The sequence below is a fragment of the Streptomyces liangshanensis genome (assembly GCF_011694815.1).
GTDB lineage: Bacteria > Actinomycetota > Actinomycetes > Streptomycetales > Streptomycetaceae > Streptomyces > Streptomyces liangshanensis.
The window spans coordinates 1,136,676-1,150,567 of record NZ_CP050177.1; the positions used below are offsets into that span (position 1 = coordinate 1,136,676).

The 13,892-nt window shown below is 70.0% G+C and carries 12 protein-coding genes; 2 read left to right on the forward strand and 10 right to left on the reverse strand.

All coding sequences use genetic code 11. From position 1 onward, the window contains the following. Positions 1 to 183 precede the first annotated feature (183 nt). The 6 genes from HA039_RS04980 to HA039_RS05005 form a co-directional block, all read right to left on the reverse strand. A complete protein-coding gene (locus HA039_RS04980) occupies positions 184 to 1,188 on the reverse strand; it encodes a sugar phosphate isomerase/epimerase family protein (protein WP_167024327.1) in 1,005 nt (334 codons plus the stop codon). A gap of 10 nt (positions 1,189 to 1,198) precedes the next feature. Beyond that, positions 1,199 to 2,416 (reverse strand): Gfo/Idh/MocA family protein, encoded by a 1,218-nt coding sequence (locus tag HA039_RS04985; RefSeq protein WP_167024329.1) that lies wholly within the window; start codon positions 2,414 to 2,416, stop codon positions 1,199 to 1,201. A 71-nt stretch (positions 2,417 to 2,487) separates the two neighbouring features. Beyond that, positions 2,488 to 3,531: a substrate-binding domain-containing protein gene (locus HA039_RS04990; RefSeq protein WP_167024331.1), complete on the reverse strand. Its 1,044-nt coding sequence runs from the start codon at positions 3,529 to 3,531 to the stop codon at positions 2,488 to 2,490. A 57-nt stretch (positions 3,532 to 3,588) separates the two neighbouring features. Next, the gene (locus HA039_RS04995; protein ID WP_167024333.1) at positions 3,589 to 4,662 is read right to left on the reverse strand and encodes an ABC transporter permease; all 1,074 of its coding nucleotides are present in this window, start codon (positions 4,660 to 4,662) and stop codon (positions 3,589 to 3,591) included. Continuing rightward, complete coding sequence (locus HA039_RS05000; RefSeq protein ID WP_167024335.1) at positions 4,659 to 6,203, reverse strand: sugar ABC transporter ATP-binding protein; 1,545 nt, start codon at positions 6,201 to 6,203, stop codon at positions 4,659 to 4,661. The genes HA039_RS04995 and HA039_RS05000 overlap by 4 nt, the downstream gene beginning before the upstream one ends. Before the next feature lie 320 nt (positions 6,204 to 6,523). Further along, positions 6,524 to 7,705 (reverse strand): ROK family transcriptional regulator, encoded by a 1,182-nt coding sequence (locus tag HA039_RS05005; protein ID WP_167024337.1) that lies wholly within the window; start codon positions 7,703 to 7,705, stop codon positions 6,524 to 6,526. Positions 7,706 to 8,050: 345 nt separating this feature from the next. Here HA039_RS05005 and HA039_RS05010 point away from each other — a divergent pair, with 345 nt between their 5' ends. After that, entirely contained in the window at positions 8,051 to 9,028 is a 978-nt protein-coding gene (locus HA039_RS05010) for an aldo/keto reductase (protein WP_167024339.1), read from the forward strand. Positions 9,029 to 9,548: 520 nt separating this feature from the next. On the opposite strand, the gene HA039_RS05015 is transcribed toward HA039_RS05010, so the two are convergent. After that, on the reverse strand, positions 9,549 to 10,127 hold the full coding sequence (locus HA039_RS05015) for a dihydrofolate reductase family protein (RefSeq protein ID WP_167024341.1): 579 nt from the start codon (positions 10,125 to 10,127) through the stop codon (positions 9,549 to 9,551). Positions 10,128 to 10,149: 22 nt separating this feature from the next. Next, a complete protein-coding gene (locus HA039_RS05020; protein WP_167024343.1) occupies positions 10,150 to 10,557 on the reverse strand; it encodes a DUF3224 domain-containing protein in 408 nt (135 codons plus the stop codon). A gap of 482 nt (positions 10,558 to 11,039) precedes the next feature. Here HA039_RS05020 and HA039_RS05025 point away from each other — a divergent pair, with 482 nt between their 5' ends. After that, positions 11,040 to 11,939 (forward strand): NAD(P)H-binding protein, encoded by a 900-nt coding sequence (locus HA039_RS05025; protein ID WP_167024344.1) that lies wholly within the window; start codon positions 11,040 to 11,042, stop codon positions 11,937 to 11,939. A 56-nt stretch (positions 11,940 to 11,995) separates the two neighbouring features. Here HA039_RS05025 and HA039_RS05030 read toward each other — a convergent pair whose 3' ends face one another. Together HA039_RS05030 and HA039_RS05035 are read right to left on the reverse strand one after the other, a co-directional pair. Beyond that, complete coding sequence (locus HA039_RS05030) at positions 11,996 to 12,685, reverse strand: GntR family transcriptional regulator (protein ID WP_167024346.1); 690 nt, start codon at positions 12,683 to 12,685, stop codon at positions 11,996 to 11,998. Between the two features lie 102 nt (positions 12,686 to 12,787). Further along, positions 12,788 to 13,735: a beta-ketoacyl-ACP synthase III gene (locus HA039_RS05035; RefSeq protein WP_167024348.1), complete on the reverse strand. Its 948-nt coding sequence runs from the start codon at positions 13,733 to 13,735 to the stop codon at positions 12,788 to 12,790. Positions 13,736 to 13,892: the final 157 nt, after the last annotated feature.

Sequence of the window (13,892 nt, forward strand, 5' to 3'; positions counted from 1 at the left end):
CTGTACACCTCAGTGGACGGTAGCGGGGTTCGTCCGGAACGGAAAGGCCTTGCGCAGAGGTGAAGTTCTACTTTTTCCAGCCTCAGGACAAAGCGGGAATCGGGCATGCCTCAACCTCAATCGCCGGGCGGACCGGGCCCGCCCGGCGATTGAGGACTAATCGGGACAGTGCGGGACGTCTCGCTACTCGCCGCCGCCGAAGGCCGCGTCGAAGGACGCCGTCGGCCGGTCGAAGTCGAAGCGCTTGAGGTCCTTGAGGGCCTCGGGCGCGCCGGCCAGCCGGTCCATGCCGGCGTCCTCCCACTCGACCGAGATGGGGCCCTCGTACCCGATCGACCCCAGCATCCGGAAGACGTCCTCCCACGGCACGTCACCGTGGCCGGCCGAGACGAAGTCCCAGCCGCGCCGCGGGTCGCCCCAGGGCAGGTGCGAGCCCAGCCGGCCGTTGCGGCCGTCGAGCCGCTTGCGCGCCTCCTTGCAGTCCACGTGGTAGATCCGGTCGCGGAAGTCGTAGAGGAACCCGACCGGGTCCAGGTCCTGCCAGACGAAGTGGCTCGGGTCGAAGTTCAGGCCGAACGCGGGCCGGTGGCCGACGGCCTCCAGCGCGCGGTGCGTCGTCCAGTAGTCGTACGCGATCTCGCCCGGGTGCACCTCGTGCGCGTACCGGACGCCCTCCGCGTCGAAGACGTCGAGGATCGGGTTCCAGCGCTCCGCGAAGTCCTCGTACCCCCGCTCGATCATGGCGGGCGGCACCGGCGGGAACATCGCCAGCAGGTGCCAGATGGACGAGCCGGTGAAGCCGATGACCGTGTTCACCCCGAACGCGGCCGCGGCCCGCGCGGTGTCCTTGATCTCGGCGGCGGCCCGCTGCCTGACCCCCTCGGGCTCCCCGTCGCCCCAGATCCGGGACGGCAGGATGCCCTGGTGGCGCTCGTCGATGATGCTGTCGCACACCGCCTGGCTCACCAAGTGGTTTGAGATCGCGAAGCACTTGAGCCCGTACTTGTCGAGCAGCTGGTGCCGCCCGGGCAGGTAGCCCGGATCGGCGAGCGCCTTGTCGACCTCGAAGTGGTCGCCCCAGCAGGCGAGTTCCAGACCGTCGTACCCGAAGTCCCGGGCGAGGCTGCAGACTTCTTCCAGGGGCAGATCGGCCCACTGGCCGGTGAAGAGTGTGAACGGGCGTGGCATGCGCTACCTCCTAGGCGTGCTGCTGCGGTACGGGGGTGTAGACGGCGTTCTTGGCGGCACTGTCCTCGACCGCGGCGAGCACCCGCTGCACCTGGAGCCCGTCGGCGAACGACGGCGCCGGATCCTTGCCCGCCGCCACGGCCTCCACCAGGTCACGGGCCTGGTGCACGAACGTGTGCTCGTAGCCGAGCGCGTGGCCCGGCGGCCACCACGCCTCCAGGTACGGATGCGCGGACTCGGTCACGAGGATCCGGCGGAAGCCGGAGGACACCGCGGGCTCGGTGTGGTCGTGGAACGACAGCTCGTTCAGCCGCTCCAGGTCGAAGGCGAGCGAGCCCAGCTCGCCGTTGATCTCCAGGTGCAGCGCGTTCTTGCGGCCCGCCGCCATCCGGGTCGCCTCGAAGGACGCCAGCGCCCCCGAGGCGAGCCGCCCGGTGAACAGCGCCGCGTCGTCCACCGTCACCGGACCCGTCTCGCCGCCACCGGTGGCCGACAGCCCGGCCGACGCCCCGGAGAGGATCGGCCGTTCCTTCACGAAGGTCTCGGCCAGCGCCGACACCCCCACCAGCGGCTCCCCCGTCAGGAACTGCGCCAGGTCGATGATGTGCGCCCCCAGGTCGCCCAGCGCCCCGGACCCGGCGTGCTCGCGCTTGAGCCGCCAGGTCAGCGGGAACGCCGGGTCGACGAGCCAGTCCTGGAGGTAGGTGACCCGGACGTGCCGCAGCGTGCCGAGCCGCCCCTCGGCGATCAGGGTCCGGGCGTACGCGATGGCGGGCACCCGGCGGTAGTTGAACCCGACCATGGCCAACTGGCCCCGCTCACGCGCCGCTTCCGCCGCGCGCACCATGGCCTCCGCCTCGGCCACCGAGTTGGCCAGCGGCTTCTCGCACAGGACGTGCTTCCCCGCCTCCAGCGCGGCGATGGCGATCTCCGCGTGACTGTCCCCGGGAGTGCAGATGTCGACCACCTGCACGTCGTCGCGCGCGATCAGCGCGCGCCAGTCGGTCTCGGTGGCGGCCCAGCCGTGCTTGCGCGCGGCGGCCTCCACGGAGCTCGCGTCCCGGCCGCAGATCGCGGCGAGCGCGGGCCGCAACGGCAGGTCGAACACATGCCCCGCGGTACGCCACCCCTGCGAGTGGGCGGCGCCCATGAACGCGTACCCGACCATGCCGATACCGAGCACCGGCGGTGCGCCGGCCTCCTTCTCCGACGCTTCCCTGGGGGTCATACGGAGTACTCCTCGTCTCTTTCGCTGGTGGGGGCGGCCTAAGGCCGGGGCGGGCCCGGCCCCGGGCCCGGTCAGCTGAAGCCCGTCGGCAGGTACTGGTCCACGTTCGTCTTGTCGACCACGGCCGAGAAGAGGGTCACGGACGCCGGGATCTCCAGCTCCGCCAGGCCGCCGATGCCCTTGGCCTGGCCCAGCGCGCGCGCCAGGTCGATGGCCGAGGCCGCCATGGTGGGCGGGTAGAGCACGGTCGCCTTGACGACGCTGTTGTCGGCCTTGATCGCGTCCATCGCCGACTTGGCACCGGCGCCGCCGACCATCAGGAAGTCCTTGCGGCCCGCCTGCTGGATGGCGCGCAGCGCGCCCACCCCCTGGTCGTCGTCGTGGTTCCACAGGGCGTCGAAGCTGGACTGCGCCTGGAGCAGCTGCGCCATCTTGGCCTGGCCGGACTCGACGGTGAAGTCAGCGGCCTGGCGGGCGACGAGCTCGATGTTCGGGTAGTTCTTGAGGGCGTCCTTGAAGCCCTGGCTGCGCTGCTGCGTCAGCTCCAGGGCGTCGATCCCGGCCAGCTCGATGACCTTGGCGTTCGCCTTGCCCTTGAGCTTCTCGCCGATGTAGTTACCGGCGCTGACGCCCATGCCGTAGTTGTCGCCGCCGATGTAGCAGCGGTACGCCTGCGGGCTGGCGAAGATCCGGTCGAGGTTGATGACCGGGATGCCGGCGCGCATCGCCTTCAGGCCGACCTGGGTGAGCGCCTTGCCGTCGGTCGGCAGGATCACCAGGACGTCGACCTTCTTGTTGATCAGCGTCTCGACCTGGCCGATCTGGGCCGCGGTGTCGTTGGATCCCTCGGTGATGTCGAGCGTCACCTCGGAGTACTTCTCGGCACGCGACTTGGCGTTGGAGTTGATCGCGGCGAGCCAGCCGTGGTCGGCCTGCGGGCCGGCGAAGCCGATGGTGACGGGCTTGCCGGGCTTGTCGTCCGCGGCGGCCGGCTGGTTGTTGGCCGCGGGGGTTTCCTTCTTGGCGGGCTCGTTGCTCGTGCAGGCGGTGAGGAGGGCACCCGCGGAGATCGCTGCGGTGCCGAAGAGCATTCCTCTACGGCTGGTTTCTGGCATGGCGGTTCAACCCTTCGGACGGTGCGGGACGTTCGGGAGCGGATACGAGACCGGGAGTCAGGCCTCGCCGTGGCGCGAAGTGCGGCGCTGGACCAGTACGGCGGCGACGATGATGGCGCCCTTGGCGATCTGCTGGACGTCGCTCTGGAGGTTGTTGAGGGCGAAGATGTTGGTGATCGTGGTGAAGACCAGGACACCGAGGACGGAGCCGACGATGGTGCCGCGCCCGCCGCTGAGCAGGGTGCCGCCGATGATCGCCGCGGCGATGGCGTCCAGCTCGTACAGGTTGCCGTTGGTGTTCTGCCCCGAGCCGGCCAGGACGATCAGCAGGAAGGCCGCGATGCCGCAGCAGAGCCCGGAGAGCAGGTAGAGGTAGAGCCGCTGCCTGCGGACGTCGATGCCCGCCAGGCGGGCGGCCTCCGCGTTGCCGCCGACGGCGACGGTGCGCCGGCCGAAGGTCGTACGGTTCAGCACGAGCCAGCCGATGATCGTGACCGCCGCGAAGACCAGGACGAGCGGCGGGATCCCGAGGACGTACGAGTCGGGGATGCCCAGGTCGAGCACCGAGTTCACGGTGACGATCTGCGTCTTGCCGTCGGTGATCTGGAGGGCCAGGCCGCGGGCGGAGGCGAGCATCGCGAGCGTGGCGATGAACGGCACCATCCCGCCGTACGCGATGAGCAGTCCGTTCACCAGGCCGCAGGCGAGCCCCACCACCATCGCGGTGAAGAGGATCCCGACGAAGCCGAACTCCTGGGTGGCGAGCGTGGTCGCCCACACCGAGGCGAGGGCCACGATCGCGCCGACCGAGAGGTCGATGCCCCCGCTGGTGATCACGAAAGTCATCCCGACGGTGACCACACCGATGATCGACGCCTGGGTGAGGATCAGTTGGAGGTTGTTGGTGTCCAGGAACTGGTCCGGCTTGGTGATACCACCGACGACGACCAGCGCCAGGAGCACACCGAGCAGCGAGAGGCTGCGGACGTCGAGCCGCAGCCCCAACGCGGGCCGGTTCCCCTTCGGCTCCCGGTCCTTGGCGGTGTCGGCGGAGGTCACGGTCGAGGGCGGTTGCGAGGCGGCCGCGGCATCCGGCCCGCCCTGCCGCGCCTCGGAGGCGGGCTGTTTCATGGCGTCGGGCTCCCTTCCATCACGAGATCGAGTACACGGTGCTCGTCGAGCTCCTGGGCCGGCGCCCGGTGGACGACCTGCCCTTCGCGGAGCACCAGCACCCGGTCGGCGAGGCCCAGGACTTCGGGGACCTCGCTGGAGACGAGCAGGACGGCGAGGCCTTCGTCGGCCAGTCGCCGGATCACGGCGTAGAGCTCGGCGCGCGCGCCGACGTCGACACCGCGGGTCGGTTCGTCCAGGAGCAGGACCCGGCAGCCGCGCAGCAACCAGCGGGCGAGGACCGCCTTCTGCTGGTTTCCTCCGGAGAGGGTACGGATGGGGACCTCGGGGTTGTCGGGGCGCAGGGACAGTTCCCTGACGGCCTCCCTCGCCGCGGTGCGCTCGGCCGCGTGGTCGAGCCAGCCGGCCCGCGAGAAGCGGGAGAGGGAGGAGACCGACACGTTGCGGGTGACGGACTCCAGCATCAACAGGCCCTGGGCCTTGCGCTCCTCGGGCGCGAGCCCGAGCCCGGCGCGGACCGCGGCGCGCACACTGCCGGGCCGCAGCGCGACACCGTTGACCAGCACACGTCCGGCGGTGGGTTTGCGCGCGCCGTAGATCGTCTCCAGGATCTCGGAGCGCCCGGAGCCGACGAGCCCCGCGAGGCCGACGATCTCACCGGGCCTCAGTTCGAGGTCGACGGGCGCGAACTCCCCTTCCCTGGCGAGCCCCTCGACCCGCAGGACGGGTTCGACGCCGGGTTGCGCGGCGGGCGCGTCGACCGTGGCGCGGCGCTCGGGGAAGACGTACTCGACGTTACGTCCCGTCATCAGCGCGACCACCTCGCGCGTCGGTGTGTCCTTCGCGGGGAGGCCGACGGCGACGGTCCTGCCGTCCTTGATGACCGTCACACGGTCGCCGATGCGGCGGATCTCCTCCAGCCGGTGGGAGATGTAGACGACGGCGACGCCGTCGGCGGTGAGGGTGGCGACGATCCGGAAGAGGTTGTTGACCTCGTCGGGGTCGAGCGCGGCGGACGGCTCGTCCATCACGATGAGCCGTACCTCGTGGGAGAGGGCGCGGGCCATGGACACGATCTGCTGCTGGGCGGCGGAGAGCGAGCCGACCGGCCGGTGCGCCTGGATCTCCGGGTGCCCGAGCCGCTTGAGCAGCGCGGTCGCCCGCGTCCTGGCCTCGCGGCCCTTGACGACGAAGCCGGCGGTGGTCGGTTCGTGGCCGAGGAAGATGTTCTCGGCGACCGACAGGCCCTCGACCAGGTCGAGTTCCTGGTAGATGGTCGCGATGCCGAGCCGCATGGCGGCGATCGGGGACTTGAGCGTGACGGCCTCGCCCTGCCAGGTGATCACACCGCCGTCGGGCTGGTGGGCGCCGGCGAGCACCTTGATGAGCGTGGACTTGCCCGCGCCGTTCTGGCCGAGCAGACAGTGGACCTCACCCGCCTGGACCTCGAGGTCGACGCCGTCGAGGGCCCGGACACCGGGGAACAGTTTGGTGATGCCGGACATGGTGAGCAGAACGGATTCCGGTGGAGCTGGTGCCATGGCGTATCCCCTCGGCGGATGCGGCCGTTGCGCGAGCAGGGCGGCGCGCTGCGGGCAGCGCGGAGCGCGTACGGGCGGGTGCGGGTGGTGCGGTGTCGCTGTCGTACGGCGCGGTGGTGAGGTGGTGGGTATCGGTGCGGTGTGCGGATACGTGTACCGGTGCGGTGTGCGTACGGTGCGGGTAGTACCAGTGGTGCGGCTCGTACAGTGGTACGGGTCGTGCGGGTGACGCGGTGGTACTCACCGGCCGTCGGGCCGGGTCGCGCGGTGGTGCTCACCGGCCTGTCGGGCCGGGTGCCACGGTGGTGCCTACCGGCCCGTCAGGCCGGCGAGAACAGGTGGTCGCTGATGAGCCGGGCGGCGCCGGTGACGCCGGCGACCTGTCCCAACTCCCCCAGGACGATGGGGAGATTGCCGGTGGCCAGCGGCAGCGACTGCCGGTAGACCTGGGTGCGGACGCTGGCCAGCAGCGTGTGACCGAGCCCGGTCACCCCGCCGCCGATCACCACGAGCCCCGGGTTGAAGAAGCTGACGAGCCCGGCGATCACCTGGCCCAGCCTGTTTCCGCCCTCACGGATCAGGTCGAGCGCGGTGGGATCACCGGCGGCGGCCGCCGCGGCGACGTCGACGGCGGTGAGCCGCCCCGCCGCGCCCAGCCGTGCGGCGAGTTCGGGCGAGCGTCCGGTACGGGCGGCGTCCTCGGCGTCACGGGCGAGCGCGGCGCCACCGAAGTGGGCCTCCAGGCACCCCTTGTTGCCGCAGGCGCACGCCCGGCCGTCCGGTTCGACCTGGATGTGCCCGATGTCGCCGGCACTACCGGTCGTCCCCCGGTAGACCTCACCACCGACCACGATCCCGCAGCCGATACCCGTACCGATCTTGATGCAGAGGAAGTCACCCACGGAACGTGCCACGCCCGCGTGCTGCTCCCCCATCGCCATCAGGTTCACGTCGTTGTCGACCATGACCGGGCAGCCCAGTTCCTGGCTGAGCGCCTCCCGTACCGGGAAGCCGTCCCAGCCGGGCATGATCGGCGGCGCGACGGGCACCCCCTCGGGGAAGCGGACAGGACCCGGCACCCCGATGCCGGCCCCGTCGAACTCCTCGGCCAGACCGGAGACCTTGAGCTTGGCCGCCATCGCGAGCACCTGCTCGAAGACGGCGACAGGTCCCTCGCGGACGTCCATGGGGTGGTTGAGATGCCCCAGGACCTCCAACTCGGCGTTGGTCACGGCCACATCGATCGAGGTGGCGCCGATGTCGACGCCGAGGAAGCGCAGGGCGGGAGCGAGCCGTATGTTGTGCGACCGCCGCCCGCCGCGCGAGGCGGCCAGCCCGTCCGCGACCACGAGCCCGGTCTCCAGCAGCCGGTCGACCTCGACGGCGAGCTTGGAGCGGGAGAGATCCACCTGATCGCCGAGCTGCGCACGGGAGTTGGGCCCACCGTCACGCAACAGCCTGAGCAGTCGCGCCTGGTGCGCGTTCGCGGGTCGTGCCGTCATACGTCTCACGCGCCCCTCCCCGCCGTGTCGGCTGTCCGTCGTGCTTTCGAGGGGAACGTAGCAGTGGTTGCCCGCAGTGGGAAGAAGTTGCGCGGGAATCTACGCCAACTTTCTCCACACCCAGGACAAAGGTCGGTGCGGGGGCGGTACGGGGAGGGGGCGGCGGCGCCGTCGGGCTGCCCGGGCCACCCTCGGGCCGCCACCCCCTCGTCGTATCGCCCCTCTCCCCCGGAGGACAAACAATTGCAGAGGGCAACCTTTTCCCCCACCGACTGGAGTTAGCGTGGAGTGATGGGGAGGGGCAGGCCGTAGGTCGCGGCGAAGGCAGCGGTGAACGGAACTCACATGAAAAAGATCTCTCTCGGAAAGCTCGACGTGTCCCGGATCGGGCTCGGGTGCATGTCGATGTCCGGCGTATACACGGGCGGGGGCACGGACGACGCCGAATCCATCCGTACCATCCACCGGGCCCTGGACCTGGGCGTCACCTTTATCGACACCGCGGAGGTCTACGGACCGTACAAGAACGAGGAACTGGTGGGCCGCGCCCTCGCCGGGCGACGGGACCAGGTGGTATTGGCGACGAAGTTCGGCTATCTCTCCCACGGATCGGACGGCCAGTACATCCGCCAGTTCGACAGCTCGCCGGCGAATATCCGCATCTGCGTCGAGGGCTCCCTCAAGCGGCTGCGCACCGACCACATCGACCTCTACTACCAGCACCGCATGGACCCGCGGACCCCGGTCGAGGACGTGGTGGGCACCATGAGCGACCTGGTCACAGAGGGCAAGATCCGGCACATCGGCCTGTCGGAGTCCAGCCCGGAGGCAATCCGGCGGGCCCAGGCGGTCCACCCGATCACGGCGCTCCAGAGCGAGTACTCCTTGTGGTCGCGGGAGCCGGAGGCGGAAATACTCCCCTTGCTCCGGGAACTGGGCATCGGCTTTGTCGCGTACTCACCCCTGGGCCGCGGATTCCTGACCGGAACCATCCGCTCCACCGGCACGATGGACAGCGACGACTTCCGCGCGAAGAATCCCCGTTTCACCGGCGACAACTTCAAGAAGAACCTGGGAATCGTGGACGAGGTGGGATCAATAGCCCGGGATGTCGGAGCGACCCCGGCGCAGGTGGCGATCGCCTGGCTACTGGCACAGGGAAATGACATAGCCCCCATCCCCGGCACGAAGCGGGTGTCCCGCCTGGAGGAGAATGCGGCGGCGGACGGGCTGACACTGACGGCGGAGCAGCTGAGCCGCCTGTCGGAGATATCCCCGGCGGCGGGCGACCGCTACACGGACATGCAACACCTGACGGCTTGAGCGAGGCCCGCGCGGGGGCGTAGTCGGGGTCGGCGTTCTTGTTCTGATTGACGTGGGGGCCGCCCCTTGCTGTTGAGTGTCGCGGTTTCGGGTCGGGCGTCAAGGGCGCTCCTTCGTCGCGTCGGCTGCGCCGATTGCGCTTCGCTCCACCCTTGACCCCCGCCCCGAAACCGCAAGTGAAGGCCGAGGGGGGCGGCCCGGGGGAGGGGTCCCCCGGGGGGGCCCTGTTTGTTGTCGGGGTTTCGTTGCGGTCTGCGGCTCCGGTTGGGGGTTTGCGCACCACTTAAATGGGGTTGTGCGACTCGGCTCAGCGGCTGGCCGGCCGTCCGTTGGCGGGTGTACAAGCACCGTGTCTGAGCTGGATGGGTGGAAGGGAGGGGGCGGGCAATACTCCCCCTACCGGCCGGTGATGTGCCCTGGATATGCACTAACGGAACACAGCACGCAAGACCGGGGAGGAAGGCCGTCAGAGGGCTCCTGCGCCTGGGCAAACAGGGCATATGGCCTGGCTGGAGCGGGTCTATGTGCCGCCCGCCGTTGGGTGGGTTACGCGGTGGTGGAGGTGGACTACGCCTGAGTTGAACGTGCGGGTTTCGACCAGTTCGAGGTTCACCAGGCGTTCGTGGTGGGGGTAGAAGGGGATGCCTCCGCCGACCAGTACCGGGTGGACCCGGGCCCGGTACTCGTCGATCAGGCCCAGCCGGGCCGCCTCGGCGGCCAGGGTCGCGCCGCCGATGGCGATGTCGCCCTCGCCCGAGGTCCGCAGGCGCTCGATCTCCTCCGCCAGCCCGCCGGACAGCAGGCGGGCGTTGCCCTGCACGCTGGAGAGCGTGGTGGAGAAGACCACCTTGGGGAGGGGCTTCCAGAGCGCGGTCCACTCCCGCATCGACTCGTCCAGCGACGGATCCTGGTCGGCGGTCTCCCAGTACAACATCGTCTCGTACAGCCGCCGCCCCATGAGGTGCACGCCGACACCCCGGATCTCGTCGGTGACGAAGCGAAAGACCTCCTCGTCCGGCGCCGACCAGCCGAACGTGCCGTCCGGCCCGACGATGTAACCGTCGAGAGAGACACCCATCGAGTAGGTGACACTGCGCATCAGGAGTCCTCCAGGCCACTGATCAGTCGAGTTGGTAGTCGAACCAGATGCGGTGCGTACCGTCCGCATCAACAGCCATCCCTCCGCCACCGGAGATTCCGGCCAGCTCCCGGGTGCCGCTCGAAGGCACGATGGTAAAGAACTCCGCCGTGCGGTCGTTGCCGGATGTCGTCGCCGAGTGCACGAAGTTGAAGGCGCCCTCCCGCCCCTGGAGCGAGCCTTCGAACGACTCCATGGCGACATAGGTGCCGACGCCGGTCGACTGGTCGAAGGCCGCAGTGAAGAGCGTCGCCGAATGCCCTGCGGCCTCTCCCGCGAAGTGCTTCTCCATTGTCGCGACACCCACCGGCAGGCCGGTGGGCACAGCCGGGACGGGTTGCAGCTCAGTCGGGACGAACTCTTTGACGGTGAAGGTTGCCGTAGCTCTCATACGCCGACCGTACCGATGGGGTCTGACAACCCACTCACCTCAGACACGGTGCTTGTGTATCCGCCGGCGGACGGTGGTCAGTCGCTGAGCCGAGTCGCACTGCCCCATTCAGGTGGTGCGCAAATCCACGGCCGGAGCCGCAGCCCGGGGTGATAGCCCAGCAACTCCCCTGCCGTCCCGGGGGACCCTCCCCCGGGCCGCCCCCCTCGCCTTCACTTGCGGTTTCGGGGCGGGAGTCAAGGGTGGAGCGAAGCGGAATCGGCTTGCCGACGCGACGAAGGAGCGCCCTTGACGCCCGACCCGAAACCGCGACACTCAACAGCAAGGGGCGGCCCCCACGTCACACAGAACAAGAACCTTGAGCCCGACTACGCCCCCCGAGGTCCCCCCGCACAGCCCCCGGTGGCAGCGGCAGCACACAGCGCCCACCATGGGCCTCGTGCCCGGCGGCCGGGCCGACTCCCCCTATCCGGAGGTCACGCATGATCCTCGTGACAGGAGCCACCGGTCACGTCGGTTCGGAAGTGGTGCGGGCGCTCGTCGGGGCCGGTGAGACAGTGCGGGCCTTCAGCCGCTCCGGCGGACGGACCGCCGGCACCGGGACGGAGCACGCCGGTCACGACACCACCGGCGCCGGCACGGGCAGCACCCCCACCCCCGGCACCGCCGAAACCGTCCTCGGCGACCTCAACGACCCCGCCTCCCTCGCCCCCGCCCTCCACGGCGTCCGTGCCGTGTTCCTCATGCCCGGGTACGAGCGCATGGGCGAGACGCTCCGCGTTCTGCGTCGGGCCGGGGTGGAGCGGGTCGTGATGCTGTCCGGGAGTTCGGTCGGGAGCGGCAACCCCGGCAACGTCGTCTCCGCCTACATGGTCGCGTCGGAGGCGGCCGTGCGGGAATCGGGGTTGTCCTGGACGTTCCTGCGGCCCGTGGCCTTCATGTCCAACGCGCTCGAGTGGCGGGAGCAGGTCGCCGCCGGGGACACCGTACGGGTGCCGTTCGCCGGCGTACGCGTCGCGGTCGTGGATCCGTACGACATCGGGGTGTGTGCCGCGGTCGCCCTCACCGACGAGGACGGGACGCACGACGGGCGGGTGCACGCCCTGTCAGGGCCCGAGTCGCTGTTGCCCGCCGAGCGGGTGCGGATCCTCGGGGAGGTCCTCGGCCGGGAGCTTCGTCTGGTGGCGGAGCCCGATGCCGAGGCCAGGGCGCGGATGAGCGCCCTCATGCCGACGGAGTATGTCGACGCGTTCTTCGACTTCTACGTGCGAGGCAGCATCGACGAGTCCGCCGTACTGCCGACCGTGCGCGAACTGACCGGACGTCCGCCGCGCACCTTCCGGGAGTGGGCCCGGGCACACGCCGCTTCGTTCCGACCCTGAGCGGCCGACAAAGAGGAGTGACCGTCAGCGCCCGCGACAACCGTCGGGCCTGCGCCTCAGACGTCGTGGCGCTGGTCCGCCCTGTGGTGGTACGTCGAGCGGGTGTGTTCCGTGTGGGCCTTCATGACTTCCGTCGCGCGCTGTTCGTCGCGGGCCGCGATGGCCGCGATCAGTTCGCGGTGTTCGATCCAGGACTGCTTGCCGCGCTGGCGGGCCACCGGGGTGTAGTACCAGCGGACCCTGCGGTCCACCTGGGCGGCCAGTTCGGCCAGGACGACGTTTCCGGCCAGGGACATGACTTTGGCGTGAAACGCGGCGTTGGTGGCGACCGTCAGGTCCACGTCGTCGTCCGCCACGGACTGCTCGCCCTGGGCGCAGAGCGCTTCCAGCGCGGCGATGCCCGCCTTGCCGGAGTGGGCGGCGGCGAGCCGGGCGGCCTCCGCCTCCAGGAGGGTACGGACGGACAGCAGCTGGTCCGCCTCCTCCTCGGTCGGTTCGTGGACGAACGCGCCCTGTGCGGGGCGCAGGTCGACCCAGCCCTCGGTGTTGAGCCGCTGGAGCGCTTCCCGTACCGGCTGGCGCGACACGCCGAGGTGACCTGCGAGTTCGCTTTCGACGAGGTGCTGGCCCGGTTGGAGCGCGCGGGTGGTGATGAGTTCGAGGAGAGCGCCGTAGACACGCTCGCGCAGCGGACCCGGTCGTTCGAGCTTGGGCACGGCGCCCTGCGCCAATCTTGCGGACAACATCGCGGTCCCCCTCCTGGCCGGCAGAGTCACATGACTGTTTCGATGAGATCTGGACATTGGCTATCGTCTACAGTCTACCGAGAACATCGGAGATCATGGGCATCATGGGCAACGGATGACCTGACCCGCGTAGGACAGGTTGCCGCCGAAGCCGAAAAGCAGGACCGGAGCGCCGGACTGCACCTCTCCCCGGGCGACCAACTTGGACAAAGCCATGGGAATCGACGCGGCCGAGGTGTTGCCCGACTCGATCACGTCGCGGGCGATGACCGCGTTGATCGCGCCAATCTTCTGAGCCACCGGCTCGATGATCCGCAGATTCGCCTGGTGCAGGACCACCGCGGCCAGCTCCTCCGGGGTGACGCCGCCCCGCTCGCAGACCTTGCGGGCGATCGGCGGCAGCTGGGTGGTGGCCCACCGGTAGACGGACTGGCCCTCCTGGGCGAAGCGGGGCGGGGTGCCCTCGATCCGTACGGCGTTCCCCATCTCCGGCACCGAGCCCCAGAGCACCGGTCCGATGCCCGGCTCCTCGTCGGCCCCGGTCGCCACGACCACCGCCGCGCCCGCGCCGTCGCCGACCAGGACGCACGTCGTGCGGTCGGTCCAGTCGGCGACGCCGGCCATGCTGTCCGCGCCGATGACCAGCACCCGGGTCGCGGAGCCCGCCCGTACCGTGTGGTCGGCCATGGCCAGCGCGTGGGTGAACCCGGCGCAGACCACGTTGAGGTCCATCACGGCCGGCGAGCCCATGCCCAGCCGGGCCGCGACCCGGGCCGCCGTGTTGGGCGAGCGGTCGATCGCGGTGGACGTGGCGACCAGCACCATGTCGATGTCGGCCGGGGTGAGGCCGGCCGCGGCGAGCGCCTTGGCGCCCGCGTGCGCGGCCAGCTCGTCGACCGGTTCGTCGGGTCCCGCGACATGCCGGGTCCGGATGCCGACCCGGCTGGTGATCCATTCGTCGCTGGTGTCGACCAGGGCCGCCAGGTCGTCGTTGGTGAGCACCTTGGCGGGCTGATAGTGCCCGAGCGCGGCGATACGAGTGCCGGTCATGCCCGGGACCCCCTCTGCTGTCGACGTCAGGAGTCCTCAAGTCTCGTCAGCGACCCACCCGTACGAGTACAGGTGAACCAACAGGATTCACCGTCTCCGCTTGGAGAGTTCGGATCATCGTCGGAATAGTTCCCGATTCGGCCGATGAACAGAATCA

Bases quoted from the DNA above. Each gene is read 5' to 3' on its own strand.
- HA039_RS04980 (WP_167024327.1), bottom strand. From the start codon at position 1,188: ATGCCACGCCCGTTCACACTCTTCACCGGCCAGTGGGCCGATCTGCCC.
- HA039_RS04985 (WP_167024329.1), bottom strand. From the start codon at position 2,416: ATGACCCCCAGGGAAGCGTCGGAGAAGGAGGCCGGCGCACCGCCGGTG.
- HA039_RS04990 (WP_167024331.1), bottom strand. From the start codon at position 3,531: ATGCCAGAAACCAGCCGTAGAGGAATGCTCTTCGGCACCGCAGCGATC.
- HA039_RS04995 (WP_167024333.1), bottom strand. From the start codon at position 4,662: ATGAAACAGCCCGCCTCCGAGGCGCGGCAGGGCGGGCCGGATGCCGCG.
- HA039_RS05000 (WP_167024335.1), bottom strand. From the start codon at position 6,203: ATGGCACCAGCTCCACCGGAATCCGTTCTGCTCACCATGTCCGGCATC.
- HA039_RS05005 (WP_167024337.1), bottom strand. From the start codon at position 7,705: ATGACGGCACGACCCGCGAACGCGCACCAGGCGCGACTGCTCAGGCTG.
- HA039_RS05010 (WP_167024339.1), top strand. From the start codon at position 8,051: ATGAAAAAGATCTCTCTCGGAAAGCTCGACGTGTCCCGGATCGGGCTC.
- HA039_RS05015 (WP_167024341.1), bottom strand. From the start codon at position 10,127: ATGCGCAGTGTCACCTACTCGATGGGTGTCTCTCTCGACGGTTACATC.
- HA039_RS05020 (WP_167024343.1), bottom strand. From the start codon at position 10,557: ATGAGAGCTACGGCAACCTTCACCGTCAAAGAGTTCGTCCCGACTGAG.
- HA039_RS05025 (WP_167024344.1), top strand. From the start codon at position 11,040: ATGATCCTCGTGACAGGAGCCACCGGTCACGTCGGTTCGGAAGTGGTG.
- HA039_RS05030 (WP_167024346.1), bottom strand. From the start codon at position 12,685: ATGTTGTCCGCAAGATTGGCGCAGGGCGCCGTGCCCAAGCTCGAACGA.
- HA039_RS05035 (WP_167024348.1), bottom strand. From the start codon at position 13,735: ATGACCGGCACTCGTATCGCCGCGCTCGGGCACTATCAGCCCGCCAAG.